Raw genomic sequence first — 18195 nt, forward strand, 5'->3', positions numbered from 1 at the left:
GAGTCAGGGCTGTTTTATTTCGCAATCGGGGCTATTTTCCCTGTCTCAGTGATCCCTGCCGATGGTCGCTGCGTTGAGTCTAAGATAAAACACCGCGCATGTGTTCCGGCTGCGATTGAAAAACGCAAACCCGGGGGACTATGATTCAGATACCGGATGCTTGCATGTCTGTCGTCTCTGTTCTATGGTGTCTACCCGCTAACATGATCAGAGTTCTTCTATCAGAATCTTATTAAGAAACAGCAGTTATGAGTTCCAAAGATAAAAAGAAGTGGCGTTCGACAACGATCCTGACAGTGCGTCATGGCGGCAAAGTGGCGATCGGCGGCGATGGACAGGTCACGCACGGCGATACCGTTATGAAGAGTGATACTCGCAAGATCCGCAAAATTCTGGATGGCCAGATTGTGTGTGGGTTCGCCGGGTCTACTGCAGATGCCTTTTCGCTGCTGGAACGGTTTGAAGTCAAAGCACGGGACTATCCCGGAAATATGCCCCGCGCAGCAACCGAACTTGCCCGTGACTGGCGGACCGACCGCGTCCTGCGGAAGCTCGAAGCGCTGATTATCGTGGTTAACACCGAACACAGTCTCCTGATTACCGGACAGGGGGATGTCGTTGTTCCCTCGGATGGAGTAATTGGCATCGGTTCGGGAGGGAACTACGCGACTGCGGCTGCCCGCGCCCTGGTGAGACATTCGGATCTGTCCGCCTCGGAAATCGTCAAGAACTCGTTGGGTATCGCATCAGAAATCGATATCTATACGAATAATAATATTATCGTGGAGGAGTTGGAGTGCACGAACTAACGCCCCGGCAGATTGTTGCCGAACTGGATAAACATATTGTCGGTCAGGATGATGCCAAACGCGCCGTAGCAATCGCACTGCGAAACCGCTGGCGCTGGCAGCAGTTGCCTGATGAGCTTCGCAAAGAAATTACCCCGAAGAACATCGTGATGATCGGACCAACGGGGGTCGGGAAGACGGAAATTACCCGGCGGCTGGCTCAACTCATTGATGCTCCCTTTATTAAAGTTGAAGCGACCAAATACACAGAGGTTGGTTATTACGGGCGCGATGTCGAAAGCATGATCCGTGACCTGGTAGACTCTGCCAAGAATCTGGTGCGCGAGAAAAAACGGGTTGAGCTGGTGGATAAAGCCAAGGCCCGTGTCGAAGAACGCCTGCTGGATCTCTTGATCCCCCGTCCGGAATGGGAGTCATCTTTCCGAGAGTCCACTGAAGAGGTCAAGGAAGAGGATTCTCAGGAACGCTACGAGCGCACCCGCGACAAGTTTCGCACAATGCTCCTCCAGGGCGCCCTGGAAGAAAAAGAAGTGGAAATCTCGGTGGAGCAGAAAAACTCTCCCGTGCAGGTCTTTTCCAATATGGGCATGGACCAGATGGATGTCGACCTGCAGGGCATGTTTGAACGCATCATGCCTCAGCAGAGCAAGCATCGTAAGATGATGGTCAAAGAGGCCCGCAAGGTTCTGCTGGAACAGGAAGTGGAAGGTTTGATGGACAAGGATGCGATTGCCGAGGAAGCGGTGGATCTCGCAGAGCGGCACGGCATTGTGTTCATCGACGAAATTGACAAGATCTGTACTTCCGAAGAAGGGGGGAACCGCAGCGGCGATGTCAGTCGCCAGGGTGTGCAGCGCGATTTGCTTCCCATCGTCGAAGGAACGACCGTGCAAACGCGCAGTGGTTCCGTAAAAACAGATTACATGCTGTTTATCGCCGCGGGGGCCTTTCACCGTACCAAGCCGTCAGATCTGATGCCCGAATTACAGGGGCGCTTTCCGATTCGCGTCGAGTTGCAGGAACTGACGCGGGAAGATTTTCTGCGGATTCTGACAGAACCGTCGAGTTCGATCACCATGCAGTATCAGGCACTTCTCAAAACAGAAGGCGTCGATGTAAAGTTCGAACAGGATGGGTTGGAAGAACTGGCGGATATCGCTTTCCAGGTCAACCAGACAACTCAGAACATCGGTGCCCGTCGCCTGCATACAATCCTGGAACGGTTGCTGGAAGAGGTCAGTTATGAAGCACCAGATTTGAAGACGAAGAAGATCATCATCGATGCCGCCTATGTGCAGCAGAAACTGCACACGATCGTGGAAGATGAAGATCTCAGTAAGTTTATTCTGTAAACAGGCGATATCCCTGAAATGAGACAGAGCCCCGATACATGTTTTGTATCGGGGCTCTGTTATTTAAATCTGTGATCCCGGAGGATCAGTCTGGATCAATTACTGAGATCAGAATTCACCAATGACATTTCCGTCACTGATCTTTCCGAGGTTTTCGTAGGTTGTGCCGTCAATATTTTCACTGATAAATCGGACCCCACCATCGGCCAGCAGGAAGTGAGCCCCACCAGTGTGCTGACTGCTGAAAGCCCACGCCAGCGTACCATTGATCAGCGAACCGGGGTGATTTTCCGTTTTCCAGACGCAGGAGGCTGTTTTTCCGTTGTCATAGTAACCGACCCAGATGCCGCCGTTGTAGGTATTCGCCCCTACGCGACCCCGCGCAGTTTCACCAATCAAAAGTGTATTGCTCGTGCCATCGGTAATATCACGGATTTTGGTATTGCTGTTGGACCAGAAAGAACCATTTCCGGCGGCGGCATTATGCGGGCTGGTGTTGATTGATCCGGTTCCCCGGCTGCCATAAATCCCTTTGTAGTTGGATGTCGCGTGTCCGCCGCGATCTGCGTTCAGATCACTGCCGACATCGGAAGGACAGCGAAACAGTGGGATTTTGGTTTTCGTCTGATCCGTGGGAGTCACACTCAGGTTGCCCGACGATACATTCAGTGCATCGTATAGATTCGCCTGGTCAAGGAATGGCAGCAACATGGTGCTCCAGCCCCAACCGGGCAGACAGCCACCTGTGCTGGTTGCTGAAGGCTGACAGGAGGCAGACAGAGATCGCTGAACCCAACCGGGAGGCAGGCTGCGATGTGTTTCATGGTAATTATGGAAGGCAAGCCCCAGCTGTTTGACATTGTTTTTACAGGTGCTGCGGCGTGCTGCTTCACGCGCCTGTTGAACGGCTGGCAGTAATAATGCGATCAGGATTGCAATGATGGCAATCACGACAAGAAGTTCGATCAGGGTAAAACCCATCCGGCGGACGGTACGGTTGCTGCGAGGCTGCATCTTGAGTCTCCAGTAGCTAGAATAATAAAATGATGAAAACAAATCGGAGTGCACACGGAGGTGTGCTTGGGGAAGGCTTGGCTCAGACGAGCTTTATCCAGGCTGGTGCATCAGTAATGTTCGATGCATGAACTGAAAGAGACGGTATAATTCGCCTGGTTTCAGTTAGTAAATAACACTTCCGTGTTTCTATACCACTGAGTCACACAATCCAACGCATAAGTTTTGTTAATTCTCAAAAAAATGAGTATTGCAGCCCCTATTCCGTTAGTAATAGATAAAAGGTCAAATTGCACTGTACATTATAGTCATTTGCAATCGTTGGAGGCTGAGAGGATGATAAACTCAAATGTATGATGACTGGGATTCCGAATACGATGCTGACGAATATGGTCCCGATGATGGGTACGAGGAAGAGTGGGAGTCAGAGACCATTGAGTGCAGCAATTGTGGCGCAGACGTCTATGAAGATGCCGTTGCATGTCCGATCTGTGGTGAGTATCTGACACGCAACACGCATCCGCTGAGCGATCGCCCTTCCTGGTGGGTGATGCTGGGAATTCTGGGCATCGTTGTAACCATTATCAGTGCGTTTTTCTGGTCTCGAATTTGAAGACAGGCAGGACATGCAATTTCAGAAATGGATTTTGGGCTCCCGTTCTCCTCGACGCAGAGAGCTGCTGATGCAACTGGTGCCTGAGGCGGCGATCGAAGTGGTCCCTCCGCTCAATCCTGAGGAGGCGGGGTTTGAAGGACTGCACGACCTGGCTTCGATTAAAGAACGGCTGGCTGAGATCTGCCTGGATAAGAATGAAGACGTGTTCGCACAGTCGTGCAACGGGGACCTGCGTCAGGTTCTATTGTTAACTTCGGATACCATTGTTATTGCAGAGCGACAACCGGGGCATTTTGTAGTTCTGGGCCAGCCCCCAACCGGTTCCGGCTGGGAGCAGGCAGTACGGGACTGGTTTGTAAACGATTTTGCAGGCAAGACCCATCGGGTGATTACCGGGCTTTGTAAACGTTCCTCTACAGGCATCCAGAGCGAATTTTGTGAGACGCTGGTTACGTTTCACGAGCGTGCGTATGTACTCAAGCATCTGGACTGGTACCTTTCAACGGGAGAATCCCGAGGTAAGGCAGGGGGCTACGCGGTTCAGGGGGCAGGCAGTATCTTTGTAAAGCGAATTGAAGGCAGCCTGACCAATGTAGTAGGATTGCCTCTGGAAAACCTGTTGCCGTTAGTCCGCTGAAACGCATTGGAAAGAAAACGTCAAATCTTATGTCTCTGATCAAGTGGAGTACTGTCGAATCTCCCGAAATCCGGATCGGTAATCGCACGCTGAGTTCCCGCTATTTTCTCTCGCCTCTGGCCGGATATACGCAGCACGCCTTTCGTGTCGCTTTACGCCGTCTCGGAGGCGTAGGACTCTGTACGACCGACCTCGTGCTGGCTTCGCATCTGCTCGCCGGCAGCCGGAAATCTAAGGCATTGCTCAAGACGTCCTCTGCTGATCGTCCTTTAACAGTACAGATCTTTGGTGGAGTGACTGAAGAACTCGTCAAAGCCGCCCGCTGGCTGGAAACAGCCGGCTATGAAGCCGTTGACCTGAATATGGGCTGTCCTATGGCGAAAATCAACGGCAGTGGCGGTGGGGCACGGATCATGTGCTCCCCGGAAAAAGCCTGTCAGATGGTGGCGGACGTCGTGGATGCGGTTTCGCTGCCAGTCACCGTTAAGATGCGGCTGGGCTGGGACCGGGAATCGATCACTGCGCCGTTACTGGCGAGGGAATTTGAGCAGGCGGGCGTCGCTGCGATTACCATTCATGGGCGGACCCGTAATCAGGGATTTGGCGGCAGTGTCGATCTGGAGGGCATCCGACAGACGGTGGAAGCAGTACAGGAAATTCCGGTAATCGGCAATGGAGATGTCTGTACGGTCGAAGATGCTTTCCGTATGCGTGAAGAAACGGGTTGTGAAGCCGTTTCAATTGGCCGGGGTGCGATGATGGATCCCTGGATCTTTCGCAAGATTGAGATGACACTCAAAGGAGATCAGCCTGTTGAAGAACCGGACCGCGAGGAACAGATCGCGTTTCTTGAGCATCATTTCAGCCTGATGATCGATCATTATGACAACTATGGCTGCCAGCTGATACGGAAGTTTGCCGCCTGGTATGGTGCCCGTCTCGGAATTCCGGAAGATCTGGAAGACCGTCTGCGTCGACTGGAATCTGCGGATGAGTTTCAGGAGATTGTCAATCAGATCCGTGAGCGTCACGGAGAACGCGAGTCCTCTGTTCCCACCGCCCTGGTCAAAACTCCCAACGGTCCCGTCGAGCGCTGGTAGGTATTGACACCAGAATTAATAAAACACAGCCCCTGAAAAATGAATTTCTCAGGGGCTGTGTTGTTAACGTGGGGTAGTTGGTTTACTGCCGGATATCGTGAGCACCGGCGTTGTTGATATCGTAACCGAGATCAAGCAGGAACCAGTCATCACCACGGGCCACGGCACCGTAGAGCTGGTCCAGTTCGCCATCGTCAAAGACAGTTGTATCATCCAGGCGAACGTTATTTACGCCCAGGGATGCGTTATCAACGCGAGTACTGATGCTGGCAACCCGGTCGCCAAACGGATCGGCAGAGATCCATTCCTGGTAGATCGCAAACAGTTGTGCCAGACCATTGTCATAGACTGTCGCTCCGCCAATCAGGATGTCACCATTCTGACCATAGTCGGTGTAGAGAGCTTCGTTATGCCCACGGATATAGTCGGAACCCAAGCCACCGATCAGGATGTCATATCCGTCAGGGCCACCTTCGATGGTATCGTTGCCTGCACCACCGACCAGAACATCGTTGCCCCAGCCGCCGACAAGGTAGTCATTCCCCAGACCGCCGAAGAACATTGATTCGCGGTTGTAGAAGGTGTCGTCGGCGATAATCTGGTCGTCTCCGCCCAGGCCCCAGACATAAACGCCACCCGTGGGAGCAAACTCACCCAGGTTGACGCCATTCAGGCGAACCTGAACGATATTGGTCTGGTAGGTCTGCGAGAGCAGAATGATATCATTTGCCTGAGTACCAGTGATGAACAGAGCTGACTTTCCAGGTCGGTTCGGATCGGGCAGCAGACCGGTGAAACCTTGCGGCACGACCGTGACCAGGTAGTCTTCGACTTCCCCGTCCGCTGCTGCACCCGTGGTCGATAATCCACCAGCCGAACTTAAGCGGAAGCGGGCTGCAACTTCACCGACAGTCACACCCAGAGGGACTGCAATGGAAACAGAATTAGCACCACCAACAACAGCCTGGCTGGAGAGAATCTGCTCACCTGGATCGTCCCAGTCGCCATCTCCATTGAAGTCGATCCAGGCATCCATAAAGCCTGTTCCGGATGAAATGATGGTGATTGTTGTGGATGTATCACCGGCGATAATCGGGTTGAGCAGGATGCCGTCATCAGTGTCCAGGCTCGCTGTCGCGGATTCCTGTCCATCGGCTTCAGCAGTGACGCCTGCACCGAGATAGAGGTTCGTGTAATTATTGATAGCATGCTTGGCACCATTTTCGGCATCGAGTACCGGGAATGAAGCGGGAGCATCACCGTAATCGACGCCGTTGCTGGCAACAATCAGAGCCGTGTCTGTAATCACACGTGCTGTTGAGGTACCGAATGGACCGGCAAATTTCAGGACTTTACCCAGGTCGGTGTCAACAACATACAGGTTGTCATCCGGTCCAAAGGTGAGACCGTAGGGCAACTGGATGGTGGCGTTGAAGGTGTAGTTATCAACGAATGCACCCGTGTTTGGATCAAATCGCAGAATGCTTTCGGTAGCACCATTGGCGACATAGAGGAGTCCGTCCGGACCAATTGTAATCCCGCGTGGATTTGCGAGCCCACCCGTTCCAGCAGCAATGAAGGGGCCGCCGGGAACCGGATCTCCATTAGAGTCAAACTTCAGAATTTCGTTGGTATTGTAACTGGCGACATACAGATTTCCGCTGCTGTCGAAGGCCATGCCATAGGGTTTGCCCATGCCACCTTCACTACGGGTAACGTATTCTTCGATGAATGCGCCCGTCAGGCCATCATAGCGTAAAATGCGATCACGCAGGAAGCCTGTATCCGCTACATAGAGGTCGGGGATACCAGGTGAGGAACCAGGACCGAAGGTAATGAAGCGGGGTTGAACCAGACCACCACCAAAAGCGAAGACGCCTGATCCGATGATCGAACCTGTCTGGCCATCATATCGCAGAATCTGTCCTGTATCTGAACTGGCGACATAAAGGTTTCCATCCGGTCCGAATACCAGACCGTTGGGAACGTCGATGCCACCCGAGCCGGGGATCACGAAGGAGCCCAGAGAGGCACCTGTCTGACCATCGAATCGCTCGACTGTGTGATCGGACCCGTCTGAGCCTTCAAAACCGTTACTGACGTAGAGATCGCCGTCGGGACCGAAGACCAGGTCACGCGGACTGTTCAGGTTGGTCGAGACGAAGTCACCCAGGTAGTTACCCGGTTGACCTTCTCCGGTATCAGCGTCAGCATAAGCCGCAGTGATTGTTTCACCAAAGACAACCTGCAGAATACCGTCACCGACAACCAGTGTGCCCGGTGAAGAGTTGATCGTACCTGTGAAGGTGCCGAAACCGACTTCCGTCAAAGTGATGGTTTCCTGGTCACCGCCGGTTGATGTCACAGTCACATCGACTGTACCTGCTCCCAGCAGATCGCCATCGGTGACAGTAATTGTGATCAGATCACCTGAGTCGTAGGTAGCGTCATCAAAGACGATCGTTCCGTAACGGGAAGCCGTCAGTTCGAGTCGATAGTCTTCGACTTCCCCATCAGGAGCATAACCGGTTACACCCAGTCCGGTCTGTGTACTGAAGCGGAAACGTGCGAATGTTTCGCCAATCACGAAATCGCCCACGCCCTGAGGGACACTGAAGGACAACTGGTGTGTGCCTGCAGTGAGAAACTCGTCTGTGAAGATCTGTTCGCTGGCTTCCCAGGCACCGTTGCCATTGAAGTCAATCCAGCCCTGGAGATAACCAGCACCGTTGACGGTTACTTCGACAGTGGCAATGTTATCGCTGATGGAAATACCGTCGGTGACATTGCCGTTGGGATCGAGGAAGATCACGCCATCGTCGTCTGCACCGTCACCGGAAGCATCCAGGCTGGGCAGTCCATCAGCTTCGAAATCGATTGATGCTCCCAGTACTAAGCCGCCTGCGAGGTCGTGGCGTGCACCATCGTCTGCTTCCAATGTGGGGTAGGGGGCAGGAGCATCGCCGTAATCAATTCCGTAGAACGCTCCTGTAGACAGGCCAAAGGCCAGAGTGTTGGGGCTGTCCTGAGTTCCCAGGAAGTCATTCAGTGGGCCCACGTTGAAATCGACATCAATGTCGTCGCCTGTGCCGAAGATATTATCGTTGCCCAGACCGATGATATTTCCCAAGTCACCGCCTTGGTCGATAATCTGCGAAGGTGGAGCAAAATTAAGTGTGTGCCACAGACCGAAGAAGTGACCCGCTTCGTGAGTCACAATATTACCGACCGCTACCCCAATCAGATCAACCATGCTGGAGCCAAAGTTGCGGACGATGTTGTTCAGCGAGTTCGGGTCCGCAGGGTTCGTGCTGCTGAGCAGATCGAGGAGCACGACAGCGGATTCGGTAGTATCAAAGTTACCAACATCGATTGACTCAGCGATACCGATGGTGCCGATTCCCAGTTCGCTGATCGTTCCCCCCACAATCACGCGGCTGAGATTCGGAGTGTTAGTTTCGTCCAGGCCCGGGTCATCCAGGCTGTTCAGGATCTGAATACCGTAATCACCGGGATTGCCGGTCGTAGCAAAATCACCGTTGTTGGCCAGACCCAGGTCAGCGAAGTTTTCTTCTACCGTTGCCAGAATCGCCCGGATGACTGCTTCTTCATCAGCGGCGGTCAGTCCCCAGTTACCCAGGAAGGAGCTCAAGGGAGACATAGTGGCAGTTCGCGAAGTCTGGAAACTGTCAAAGATGGAAGGATCGACGTCTGCCCCGTCAAAGTCGATGTACAGTGTCTGGATTGCACCGACCATCTGGGTTTCCAGTTCGGGACGGAAGACGCGTAACTGGAGGTCATATAGTCCGACATCTCCCGTTACTCCCACATAATAGGTTCCGGCAACTGGAGCAACAAAGGAAGCTGCGGCGTTACCATCACCGGGCAGTGGTGTGTTAGCAGGGTAAATGTCTGACAGATAGAATGACGACTGCTGAATCAAACCACCAGTGGGGTCATACAGGGAGACGGTCTGGCCTGCACCAGTCAGGTTGGCTCCCAGAATATCACCCGCTTCCAGTTCGACGGCATAGTAATCCACATCCTGAACGTTCAGACCAACGGTCAGGTCGTATGCCCCTTCGGCCCGCGCGTTGGTTCCAGCTCCATTTCCACTGGTTTCATCGAATGGATCATTCGGAGTACCGGTGTAGAAGCTGGAGACCATGATGTAGTAATCGCCATCCAGCGTAGCCGTGTATTCCAATTGACTGTCGAGGAAGGTTCCCCATCGTCATCGAAGGCAAGCTGGAATCCCGAACTGGAGTAGATTGCGACAATCGGGTCCAGGTTGAAGAACTGAGTGGAGTCACGAACGGAGACCGAGATTCGTTCCCCTGCCTGGACGCCACTGACCAGATAGAAGTCGAAGTCACCGGTGCCGGTTCCTGCACTACCGTGCGGCCCATTGCCCAGCTGGGCATTTTGAATTGTCACCTGTTCTCCGGAGACGATACCCAGATCATTCGCCAGCGTGATGGAACCATCATCTTCGGCAAAGGGGAACAGGAAAGTGCTTACGGTTGCGTTGGAAAGGTAGCCGGTGACGTCGGCATCAAACTCGTCATCCATGCCTGTTCCCAGTCCAGAAATCAGCTGGGCTGAACCAATATCATCATTGATCCCTGTCGTGCCGATACTCTCGCCTTCATTGACGGAAAATTGAGAGGGATTGCTGGGGGAGTCCACCTGGCCCAGGTCATTCTCATGTTTCTGCTTATCTTCTTCAGAAACGGTGGCCTGAGATCGCTGTTGCGACTGCGTCTGGTTGGTCAAACCCCGGTTGGGTGAGTTGCTGATTCCAGTACCGTAGTCATCAGGATTGAAATCGGCGGGCGAATCATAGACGTTAGGATCGATGAGTGAATTAACAGCCGACAGGAGTGTTCTGTCTTCCAGATTTTCTACGGTCGAATAGGAGTTGACTGTTGCGTTCAGTCGTAGATTCTTCAAACGTCGAGCACGACCTCTACGTAAACGTTGAAGAAATGAACCAATTCGACCAGGCTGGTGACGACGTTTAGTTCTCATAAACATCATTTGCATCTTTCCATATCATGCCAAAACAGGTCAGCTGTTTTCAGCGAGTCGCTTATCTTGAAGAGGTTGCTTAACTCTTTGTTGCAAAACGAATTAAGTGTTTCCGTTATTCCTGATGGCTGAGCCTGGGCCCGCTTCCCATCACATGTTTTTCCAGATCAACACCGACGATTAAGTGTTAAAATGGGCAAAGTTACCACCGATTGTGCAGCAGCAAAACTACGTATGTCAAGTAAAAGATAAAAAAGATCGACCGAAAAGCAGCCGTTGATTCAGGTTTTGACGAACGTACCGCGCAGAACCATTATCTTCTGGACGTCTGAACTTACGAATTCTCACCGTTAACAAGGTAGATTCCTCTTAAAAAAACAGGTTCCTCGAATCACGTAAGGGAACATTAGTTAATTCCCCCGAATTCCGGATCCAGATAACTTCCGAAAAATTCATCCGTGGCTTCTGAGTCCCCGTAATCCAGCAGTCTGCGTTCGCCTGTTTCCAGAACTGTTTCCATGAGGGGGCCATCAGAGTTGTGTTCATGTCCCAGCAGGTGGCTGAGTTCGTGTAACAGAACGGTCAGGAGGTCGATCTGACCACTGGCTGCACTCAGGATGCCTGCTGAGAAGATTCTGGGGTCTTCGGTGGCATCGAACTCGCTATTCGAGAAGGGCGAGCTGTCGACGAACCAGCCCCAGCCTGCGGCGTTAACATCCAGGTAGATTGTATTAGTGGAAGAGTCAGCTTTGGCCAGCTGATTTCCCGGCAGTTCGACTATCTCCAGTTTAACGTCATTGAGCTGCTCAATGGTAATCTCATCAGAACTGGCGGCGACCTGTTGTTTCGCCGCTTCCAGGACCGGCGCTGCCTCTTCACTGGTCAACGGTTGTGTGCTGTCGTTTTCTGAATTGACGATTGCGGTGACCAGGTTGTTTTGTTGCCAGACTTCACTGAAGTTGGTCGGATAGACAAAGGAACTGCTGCCCCCTTTTACTTTATTGTAATTGGCAGCCAGCAGGGTGAGGTCTTTGAAATCGACTTTACCGGAACGGTCAAAGTCGGAGGCCCAGGTGGCGTCCGCTCCTTGAGCACCGGTGGTTTTGTTGTAGACAGAAACGAATAAAAGCAGGTCTCCAAAATCAATCTTGCCACTGTCATTCAGGTCGTAGAGCGCTGGGACCAGAGCCAGATTCACCGCTGCACCTTCCGTCACCATTGCGGCTCCGACTGCAGAGTTAATGACACTGTTCGAAATCTCAAAGTCCACATTGCCCACAGGCTGCATGTACTGCCCGTCAGCGTTGAGGTCGATCGGCTTGACTGACAGGTTCACACGCGCCAGCAGTACAAGCGTTTCTGCTCCGAAAGCAGACAATTCGCTGGAAGCCCCCAGGCCGGTGATAGTCCCGTTTTCGTTGTCGATGGCCCCGGTCTGGTTTTGAGTAAATCCGGCGCCATATACGATTGATTCTACTGTCAGATAAGTCGCATCAAAGCTGAAGTCTACGGCAGCTGATGCAACACCATTTTGAGTAGAATTGGTAATGCTGACCCAGATCTCGACGATGACTGGACTGAACTCGTCCAGAAAATCCACGTTCGCTGGCAGGGAGCCGACTTGCCCTGCGCTACCAGTATTGGTGGCTTTCCATTTCACGGTCAAATCTGCAGAAGCGAGAACCGATTCTGCCTCATAGGCTCCGATATCAACGCGGCTGATGGTATCGTTATTACCATCGGCAACACGGGCAGAACCACGCTGATCAAGAGTCAGTTCAGGAGTAAAGACACTGGGATCAAAGGTAGGATTACCAGCATCGATGGCGACACTGGTTGTCGTCAACGCATGAGTCAGAGTAGAACCACCGTTATCGGCGAGGGGAAGCAGTTCGGGGTCCTGGCCGGTGATAAAATTCGATCCCTGATTGGTATATCCGGACGTTGACTCCACCAGGCTGTAAGACCCGTTCACGTAACCACTGATGTCATCGCCTGAACTGGAAGCAGAGTTGTCGGCAACGATTGTGTTGTTCAGCGTAATCACATCGAATGAGGAATAGAGGCCGCCTCCATCCTGGTTTGCAGTATTATTCGCAATGGTGCTGTTGCTGATAATGGCACTATCGAAATCAACCGGATTGGAGAAGTAGATGCCCCCACCGCTGCTGCTGGCTGTATTCCCGGACAGGGTGGTGTTGACCAGCAATGTCGTCAGGGCTCCTGATGAGATTGCTCCCCCGTCACCAAACTGTGCCGTGTTGTCATAAAACGTACTGCTGCGAATGGTCAGCGATCCGTCTGACTGTCTGATGGCAGCCCCGGAACCAGAGCTGCGGTTCAGGTAAAAGGTGGAATCGGTAATTGTGGTTGTGAGATCGAAGAGGTAGAGCCCCGCACCATCGGTGGCTGCTCCAGTGGTGTTGTCGGTGATGAGCGATCCGTTGATCGTCAGAGTACCACCGTTCTGATAGAGGCCGCCTCCCCCACCGCTTGCGCTGACGTTCGTCGATAGCGTGCTGGTATTCAGCGTAACATCGGAATTGATGGCGTAAATACCGCCTCCAAATCCCTCGGCGGTATTCTGGTTTATCGTACTGCCATTTAAAATTACGGTACCAGACTGGCTGACAATCGCCCCTCCGGACGAATAGAGGGAGCTGTTGGTCTGGAACAGAGTGTCGTAGACTTCCAGATGTCCCGTATTGTAGATGGCACCGCCCAGTCCGGATGTACTCTGGTTGTTCGTGATTTCGCTGTTGGTGATCACCAGGTTTTCGGCGTTAAAGATCGACGCTCCATTATCGCCGAGATTCCCCTTGGTCAGTTTGAGGTTTTCCAGTCTCACTATAAGGTCGCTTACCTGTCCGTCGTCGATCAGGAAGTGCCGATCATTCTGATATGCGTCGATCGTCAGTAGCGGAGCCCCTTCTGCAGAAGTAGGAGCGATGATTGTGAGAGAGTCTGTGATCTCAAGGTCTTGAGAAATAATCAGTGTTTTCGCAGTGCCATTGAACAGAGCAGGGTCGAACATGATGATGTCTGCGCCATTCCCCGCGGGGGCTGCACCGATGCTCGTGTCTGAATTGGCTGCCTGAATCGCTCTGCGTAAAGTCACCCGGTTATTCGGAGAAGTGTCGGTCAGATTGGTGACCAGAATCACTCCTTCGGGGGCAATCGAAAACTGTACGGTAGCGACATTCGAGTAGGCGCCCAGGTTGTCTGCGACTCGATAGGTAAAGGAGTCGAGCCCCATGTAACCAGAACCGTCTGCCGTGTACTGAATTTCGTAATCATCTTCGCCAACCTGCACCAGCGTAACAGTACCATGTGTGGGCTGAGAGATGATTTCCGCGGATTGTTCATCGATGCTGCCATCACTGTCTGTATCGTTCGTGAAGATATCGAACGACGCAGGAGTATCTCCCTGCAGGGCGACAAAATCGTTGTTGGCAACGGGAGGTTCGGTCACTACGACCGTCACGACCTGGTAGTCAATCGCACTGGTCTGAAATCCGACTGCGACAGTTAACTGGTAGATGCCTGGTGCCAGTCCGGCGTTGGGGCTGATCGTCAGGATTCCCTGGTTGTTCAGGTCAATGGTATTAATCAGTCCCGCAGGGGCCGTAACCGGAATGTACAGACCATAATCAGAGAGGAGATCCTGATTCATGTAGACCGGAACCCCGTTGTGGTCGGCCAATGCGTCGACGTCGATGGCCTGCAACTGGTACTGAATGGATTCTCCGGCCCTGACTTGCAGAGTGGGAATGTCTGCCAGGTAGGGGTTGGCATCTGAAGCATCAAAAATAATGTTGCCGGTGACCTGGTCCTGATAGGGAGGGTCGATCGTATCCGGTGTCACATTGACCTGGAATTGTCGCTGCTGCTGATTTCCATCCTGATCGGTGACTGTCACCGTGATCGTGGAGGAACCGCTATAACCTTCGGCAGCATTTAAGAAGAGCGTGGCATTTTCAAAGTCGGAAATGAACTCCACGCTGTCCATGGTGATATTGAAAAGCGGGTCATCCGTGTTGACCACTTTCACATCGTTGATGGCATTGCGAACATCGTCGCCTTCGGTCAGGAAACCGAAAATTGTATGTTGATAGTCGAGTCTGCGAAGCGGGCGATCCGTGATGAAGAACTGGGAGTTATTGGTGTCGTCCTGTGCTTTGGCCATCGAGAGCAGGCCGGATTGCACGTGCTGTAATTCGGGATGAAACTGATCGTCGAATGAACCATAGGTAGAACCGCCAGCGCCGGTTCCCGTGGGATCTCCCCCCTGAATGATGGCATCATTGATGATCCGGTGGAAGCTGACACCATCGTAGAAGCCTTCCTGGGCGAGCTGAATGATCCGGTCGGTAGCACGGGAAGCTCGCCCCTCGAACAGTTCAAAAATCATCTCCCCATAGCCTGCGACATTGATGCGCAAACTGCGATTTCCAGTCAGTAAGCGTGCGGAGACATTCGGATTGCTGCTCTCTATCGTGTACGTCAATGGTCCGCCGTCGGGATCAAATCCATCCAGGGCGACATGTAGACCGGTATTGGCAAACAGATTTTGAGTGGGAATATCTTTGAGATAAGGACCTTCCGAATTCGTGATCGCGATTCCAGTTGCCGTTGCCAGATCCTGCAGACTGTTAATGGAACTGCCTTCGATTAACGTTCCGTTGTTCAGTCTCCAGATGGGTCGCAGGTCTTGTACATCGCTGATACCTACATCTGTGGCACTGCCATTCAGATTGCGTTCGTTGTCTGTAATGTCGACGAAATTAATATAAGTCGCGCCATCACCCAGCAACGCTTTTTGTGCTGTCGTGTCGGCATCCCAGACTGCACCATACAGAGTGACATTCGCTGCAGCTAAAGCCTGTCCAAACGCGATCAGGTCCTGACCACTGAGCAGGGTCCGATCTTCCAGCTTCTCAGTTGCTGCCAGTGGAGCCGTTGTTTTTTTGAGCCGACGATGGTGCTGGTGTCGGCGTGGTCTCCACAGATTATCAATCAATTTTGAGATCATGTATTCGGTATCTTTAGTGTATGAGTCAGTCAGGAGTGTCTTAAGAATTCAGTCCTCTGGCGGATGGCGACTGCAGGGGATCAGAACCTGCATGTTCAGGTCTTGATTTTAAAGCAGGGGCACTACCTAAAAAAACAGGTAAATTGGAATGTTTTCATTCTTTAGGGCAATTGTACCGAATGGGTGGTCTGTTTCTATATGACGTAGTCAAAAAACAATCTGCACTGAATATGACGATTGGTTGACTTCGATCTAACATTTACCTGCTGAACATGATGCGAAATGTTGATTTAAGTCAACGGACCGTAACAACTTATCGTGGTGAAACCATTTTAAAGACCGGGTTGGGTTTTTCACTTTTTTGTTTGGTTGTAGATCCGTTCATTGGATAAAATGAGGCTGAAAGTGGACAGATTTATTGGATGTTGAAGAGAGTAAGTGTCTATTCCATAGAGATTTACATCTCTCTGTGGTTAATAGGAATCATGAGGCTGGCCCTCAGGCTCCCTGAGTTTTCCCTTTGACATTCAGCGTTATCTTTCACGTCCAGAAGCGTCTTTCAATTGAGTAACCTTCGCCTTGACTTGTGTTTCAGAGACCAACAGGCGGCTGACTGATACTCAGATTTATGTTTCAAACGTTCCGGGAGGCAACTTGAGCATCTCATCGCACAGCTATCATTGGATGAAAACCGGATTTCGCCCTGCTAAATCCCGGCTTTCCCGCTGGCGCGCCCAGGCTAATCAGATTATCAAGCGTGGGGAGGCGTTGAAGACAGTCACTGATGATGAGCTCGAACGGTATTCTCTGGAATTGCGCTGGCGCGCCAAATCGGGTGAGCCACTCAAGAGAATCATGCCCGAGGCGTATGCCCTGGTACGGGAATCGGCCTGGCGAACCCTGAAAATGGCCCATTTCCCTGTACAGCTAATGGGGGGAATCGCGCTCTTCGAAGGGGGCATCGCCGAGATGCAGACCGGGGAAGGAAAAACGCTGACAGCCGTGCTCCCCGCTTATTTGCGAGCGCTAATGGGCAAAGGCTGTCATGTGGTGACCGTCAACGATTACCTGGCGAAACGTGACTCAGAGCTGATGGGCCCCGTTTTCAATAAACTCGGATTGTCCGTCGGTTGTATCACCTCTGATATGGAAGACGAAGATCGACGCATTGCCTATGGTCTCGATGTCACCTACGGCACCGCCAATGAAATGGGCTTTGACTTTCTCAGGGATCGCATTCGCATTGGAGCCAGTGCCCCGGGGCAGTTAGAGCAGGCCATTTCCAATCACAAATCATCGGGTAAGGAACCACTGGTTCAGCGGGGAAATTACTTCGCCCTGATTGACGAAGCAGACAGTGTGTTGATCGATGAAGCACGGACACCGCTGATTATCGGTCTGATTCAGCCCAATGATGCGGCTTCCGTAAACCTCTTCCGCTGGAGCAACCGGGCCACGCATCAACTGGAATCTGAAGTCGATTACGTCTACGAACCTAAAAAACGGTCTGCTTATCTGACTGACCAGGGGTGTCGCAAAGTATTGCTGATGCCCAAGCCTTCGCTGCTGGATTCGATCGACACCGAACGCATCTACAAACAGGTCGAACAGTCGCTGATCGCCCGCTTCGGCTTTCTGAAAGATCGCGATTACGTAGTCGTGAATGATGAAGTGGTCATCGTCGATGAATCCACGGGCCGTATGATGGAAGGCCGTAAATGGCAGGACGGGTTGCATCAGTCTATCGAAGCCCAGGAACATGTCCCCATTACCGCAGCCACAGGTCAGGCAGCACGCATTACCGTGCAGAGTTTCTTCCAGAACTACGCCCACCTGGCTGGGATGACCGGAACCGCGGCGCTGGCAGAACGGGAGATTCGAAAAACCTACAAAGTCTCAGTGACATCGATCCCCACCCATCGTCCCTGTCTGCGGAAAGGCAGTCCTCCCCGCGTCTTCAAAACACTGCAGGCCAAGCGGATGGCGGTGGTCGAAGAAATCGAACGCCTGCGTCAGAAACGTTGTTCCATTCTGGTTGGAACCCCATCGGTGGAAGCCTCCGAAGAACTGGGAGATCTGCTGGCGATGAAGGCGATCCCGCATCAGATTCTGAATGCCAAGTATCACGAACAGGAAGCTGAAATCGTCAAAAAAGCGGGCGAACCTGCCCGCGTGACAATCGCCACCAACATGGCCGGGCGGGGGACCGACATCCTGCTCAAAGACATCGTTCGCGAAAATGGCGGTCTGCATGTGATCGCTACGGAAATGCATACCTCAGCCCGTATTGACCGTCAGTTAATCGGTCGTGCTGCCCGTCAGGGGGACCCCGGACACTATCAGTTTTTCCTCTCACTCGAGGATGAACTGCTCCGCTGTCTGGAATTGAACCAGTTGAATCAGATCATCCGCTCTGCGAAAGCTGATGAGCGAGGCGAACTGTCACCCGGCTGGATTTCGTTTTTCAAGAAGACTCAGGACTTCCTCGAAAAACTGCATCGCAAGCAGCGGCGTGACATGCTCAAGCAGGAAAAATTCCGTATCGAGATGTTTCATAAAATGGGCCTCGATCCCTACCTGGAATGGACCGAGTAAGCTCAGCCT

The 18195-nt window shown here is 52.4% G+C and carries 10 protein-coding genes; 6 read left to right on the top strand and 4 right to left on the bottom strand.

Annotated features, from left to right (window positions below; all coding sequences use genetic code 11):
- Positions 1–248 precede the first annotated feature (248 nt).
- Together hslV and hslU are read left to right on the top strand one after the other, a co-directional pair.
- The gene (gene hslV, locus F1728_RS23145) at positions 249–809 is read left to right on the top strand and encodes an ATP-dependent protease subunit HslV (RefSeq protein ID WP_155366053.1); all 561 of its coding nucleotides are present in this window, start codon (positions 249–251) and stop codon (positions 807–809) included.
- Positions 797–2161 (top strand): ATP-dependent protease ATPase subunit HslU, encoded by a 1365-nt coding sequence (gene hslU / locus F1728_RS23150; RefSeq protein ID WP_145042484.1) that lies wholly within the window; start codon positions 797–799, stop codon positions 2159–2161. The genes hslV and hslU overlap by 13 nt, the downstream gene beginning before the upstream one ends.
- A 108-nt stretch (positions 2162–2269) precedes the next feature.
- Here hslU and F1728_RS23155 read toward each other — a convergent pair whose 3' ends face one another.
- A complete protein-coding gene (locus tag F1728_RS23155) occupies positions 2270–3175 on the bottom strand; it encodes a DUF1559 domain-containing protein (protein ID WP_155366054.1) in 906 nt (301 codons plus the stop codon).
- A 349-nt stretch (positions 3176–3524) separates the two neighbouring features.
- Here F1728_RS23155 and F1728_RS23160 point away from each other — a divergent pair, with 349 nt between their 5' ends.
- The 3 genes from F1728_RS23160 to F1728_RS23170 are packed head-to-tail and all read left to right on the top strand — an operon-like array spanning position 3525 to position 5528.
- A complete protein-coding gene (locus F1728_RS23160) occupies positions 3525–3788 on the top strand; it encodes a zinc ribbon domain-containing protein (RefSeq protein WP_155366055.1) in 264 nt (87 codons plus the stop codon).
- A 13-nt stretch (positions 3789–3801) separates the two neighbouring features.
- A complete protein-coding gene (locus F1728_RS23165) occupies positions 3802–4428 on the top strand; it encodes a Maf family protein (protein WP_155366056.1) in 627 nt (208 codons plus the stop codon).
- A 29-nt stretch (positions 4429–4457) separates the two neighbouring features.
- Positions 4458–5528, top strand: a complete 1071-nt coding sequence (locus F1728_RS23170; protein ID WP_155366057.1) for a tRNA dihydrouridine synthase — start codon at positions 4458–4460, stop codon at positions 5526–5528.
- An 82-nt stretch (positions 5529–5610) separates the two neighbouring features.
- On the opposite strand, the gene F1728_RS23175 is transcribed toward F1728_RS23170, so the two are convergent.
- The 3 genes from F1728_RS23175 to F1728_RS23180 all read right to left on the bottom strand — a co-directional run bounded on the left by F1728_RS23175 (position 5611) and on the right by F1728_RS23180 (position 15591).
- Positions 5611–9696, bottom strand: coding sequence for a GEVED domain-containing protein (locus tag F1728_RS23175; protein ID WP_315853537.1), 4086 nt, complete (start codon positions 9694–9696; stop codon positions 5611–5613).
- Complete coding sequence (locus F1728_RS31820) at positions 9594–10568, bottom strand: hypothetical protein (protein WP_228030308.1); 975 nt, start codon at positions 10566–10568, stop codon at positions 9594–9596. Before F1728_RS31820 ends, F1728_RS23175 begins: the two co-directional genes overlap by 103 nt.
- A gap of 397 nt (positions 10569–10965) precedes the next feature.
- Positions 10966–15591 (bottom strand): peptidylprolyl isomerase, encoded by a 4626-nt coding sequence (locus F1728_RS23180; RefSeq protein WP_155366059.1) that lies wholly within the window; start codon positions 15589–15591, stop codon positions 10966–10968.
- 654 nt (positions 15592–16245) lie between these two features.
- Between F1728_RS23180 and F1728_RS23185 the strand changes: the two genes are divergently transcribed.
- Positions 16246–18186: a preprotein translocase subunit SecA gene (locus F1728_RS23185; RefSeq protein WP_155366060.1), complete on the top strand. Its 1941-nt coding sequence runs from the start codon at positions 16246–16248 to the stop codon at positions 18184–18186.
- Positions 18187–18195 lie beyond the last annotated feature (9 nt).

The sequence above is a fragment of the Gimesia benthica genome (assembly GCF_009720525.1).
Classification (GTDB): domain Bacteria; phylum Planctomycetota; class Planctomycetia; order Planctomycetales; family Planctomycetaceae; genus Gimesia; species Gimesia benthica.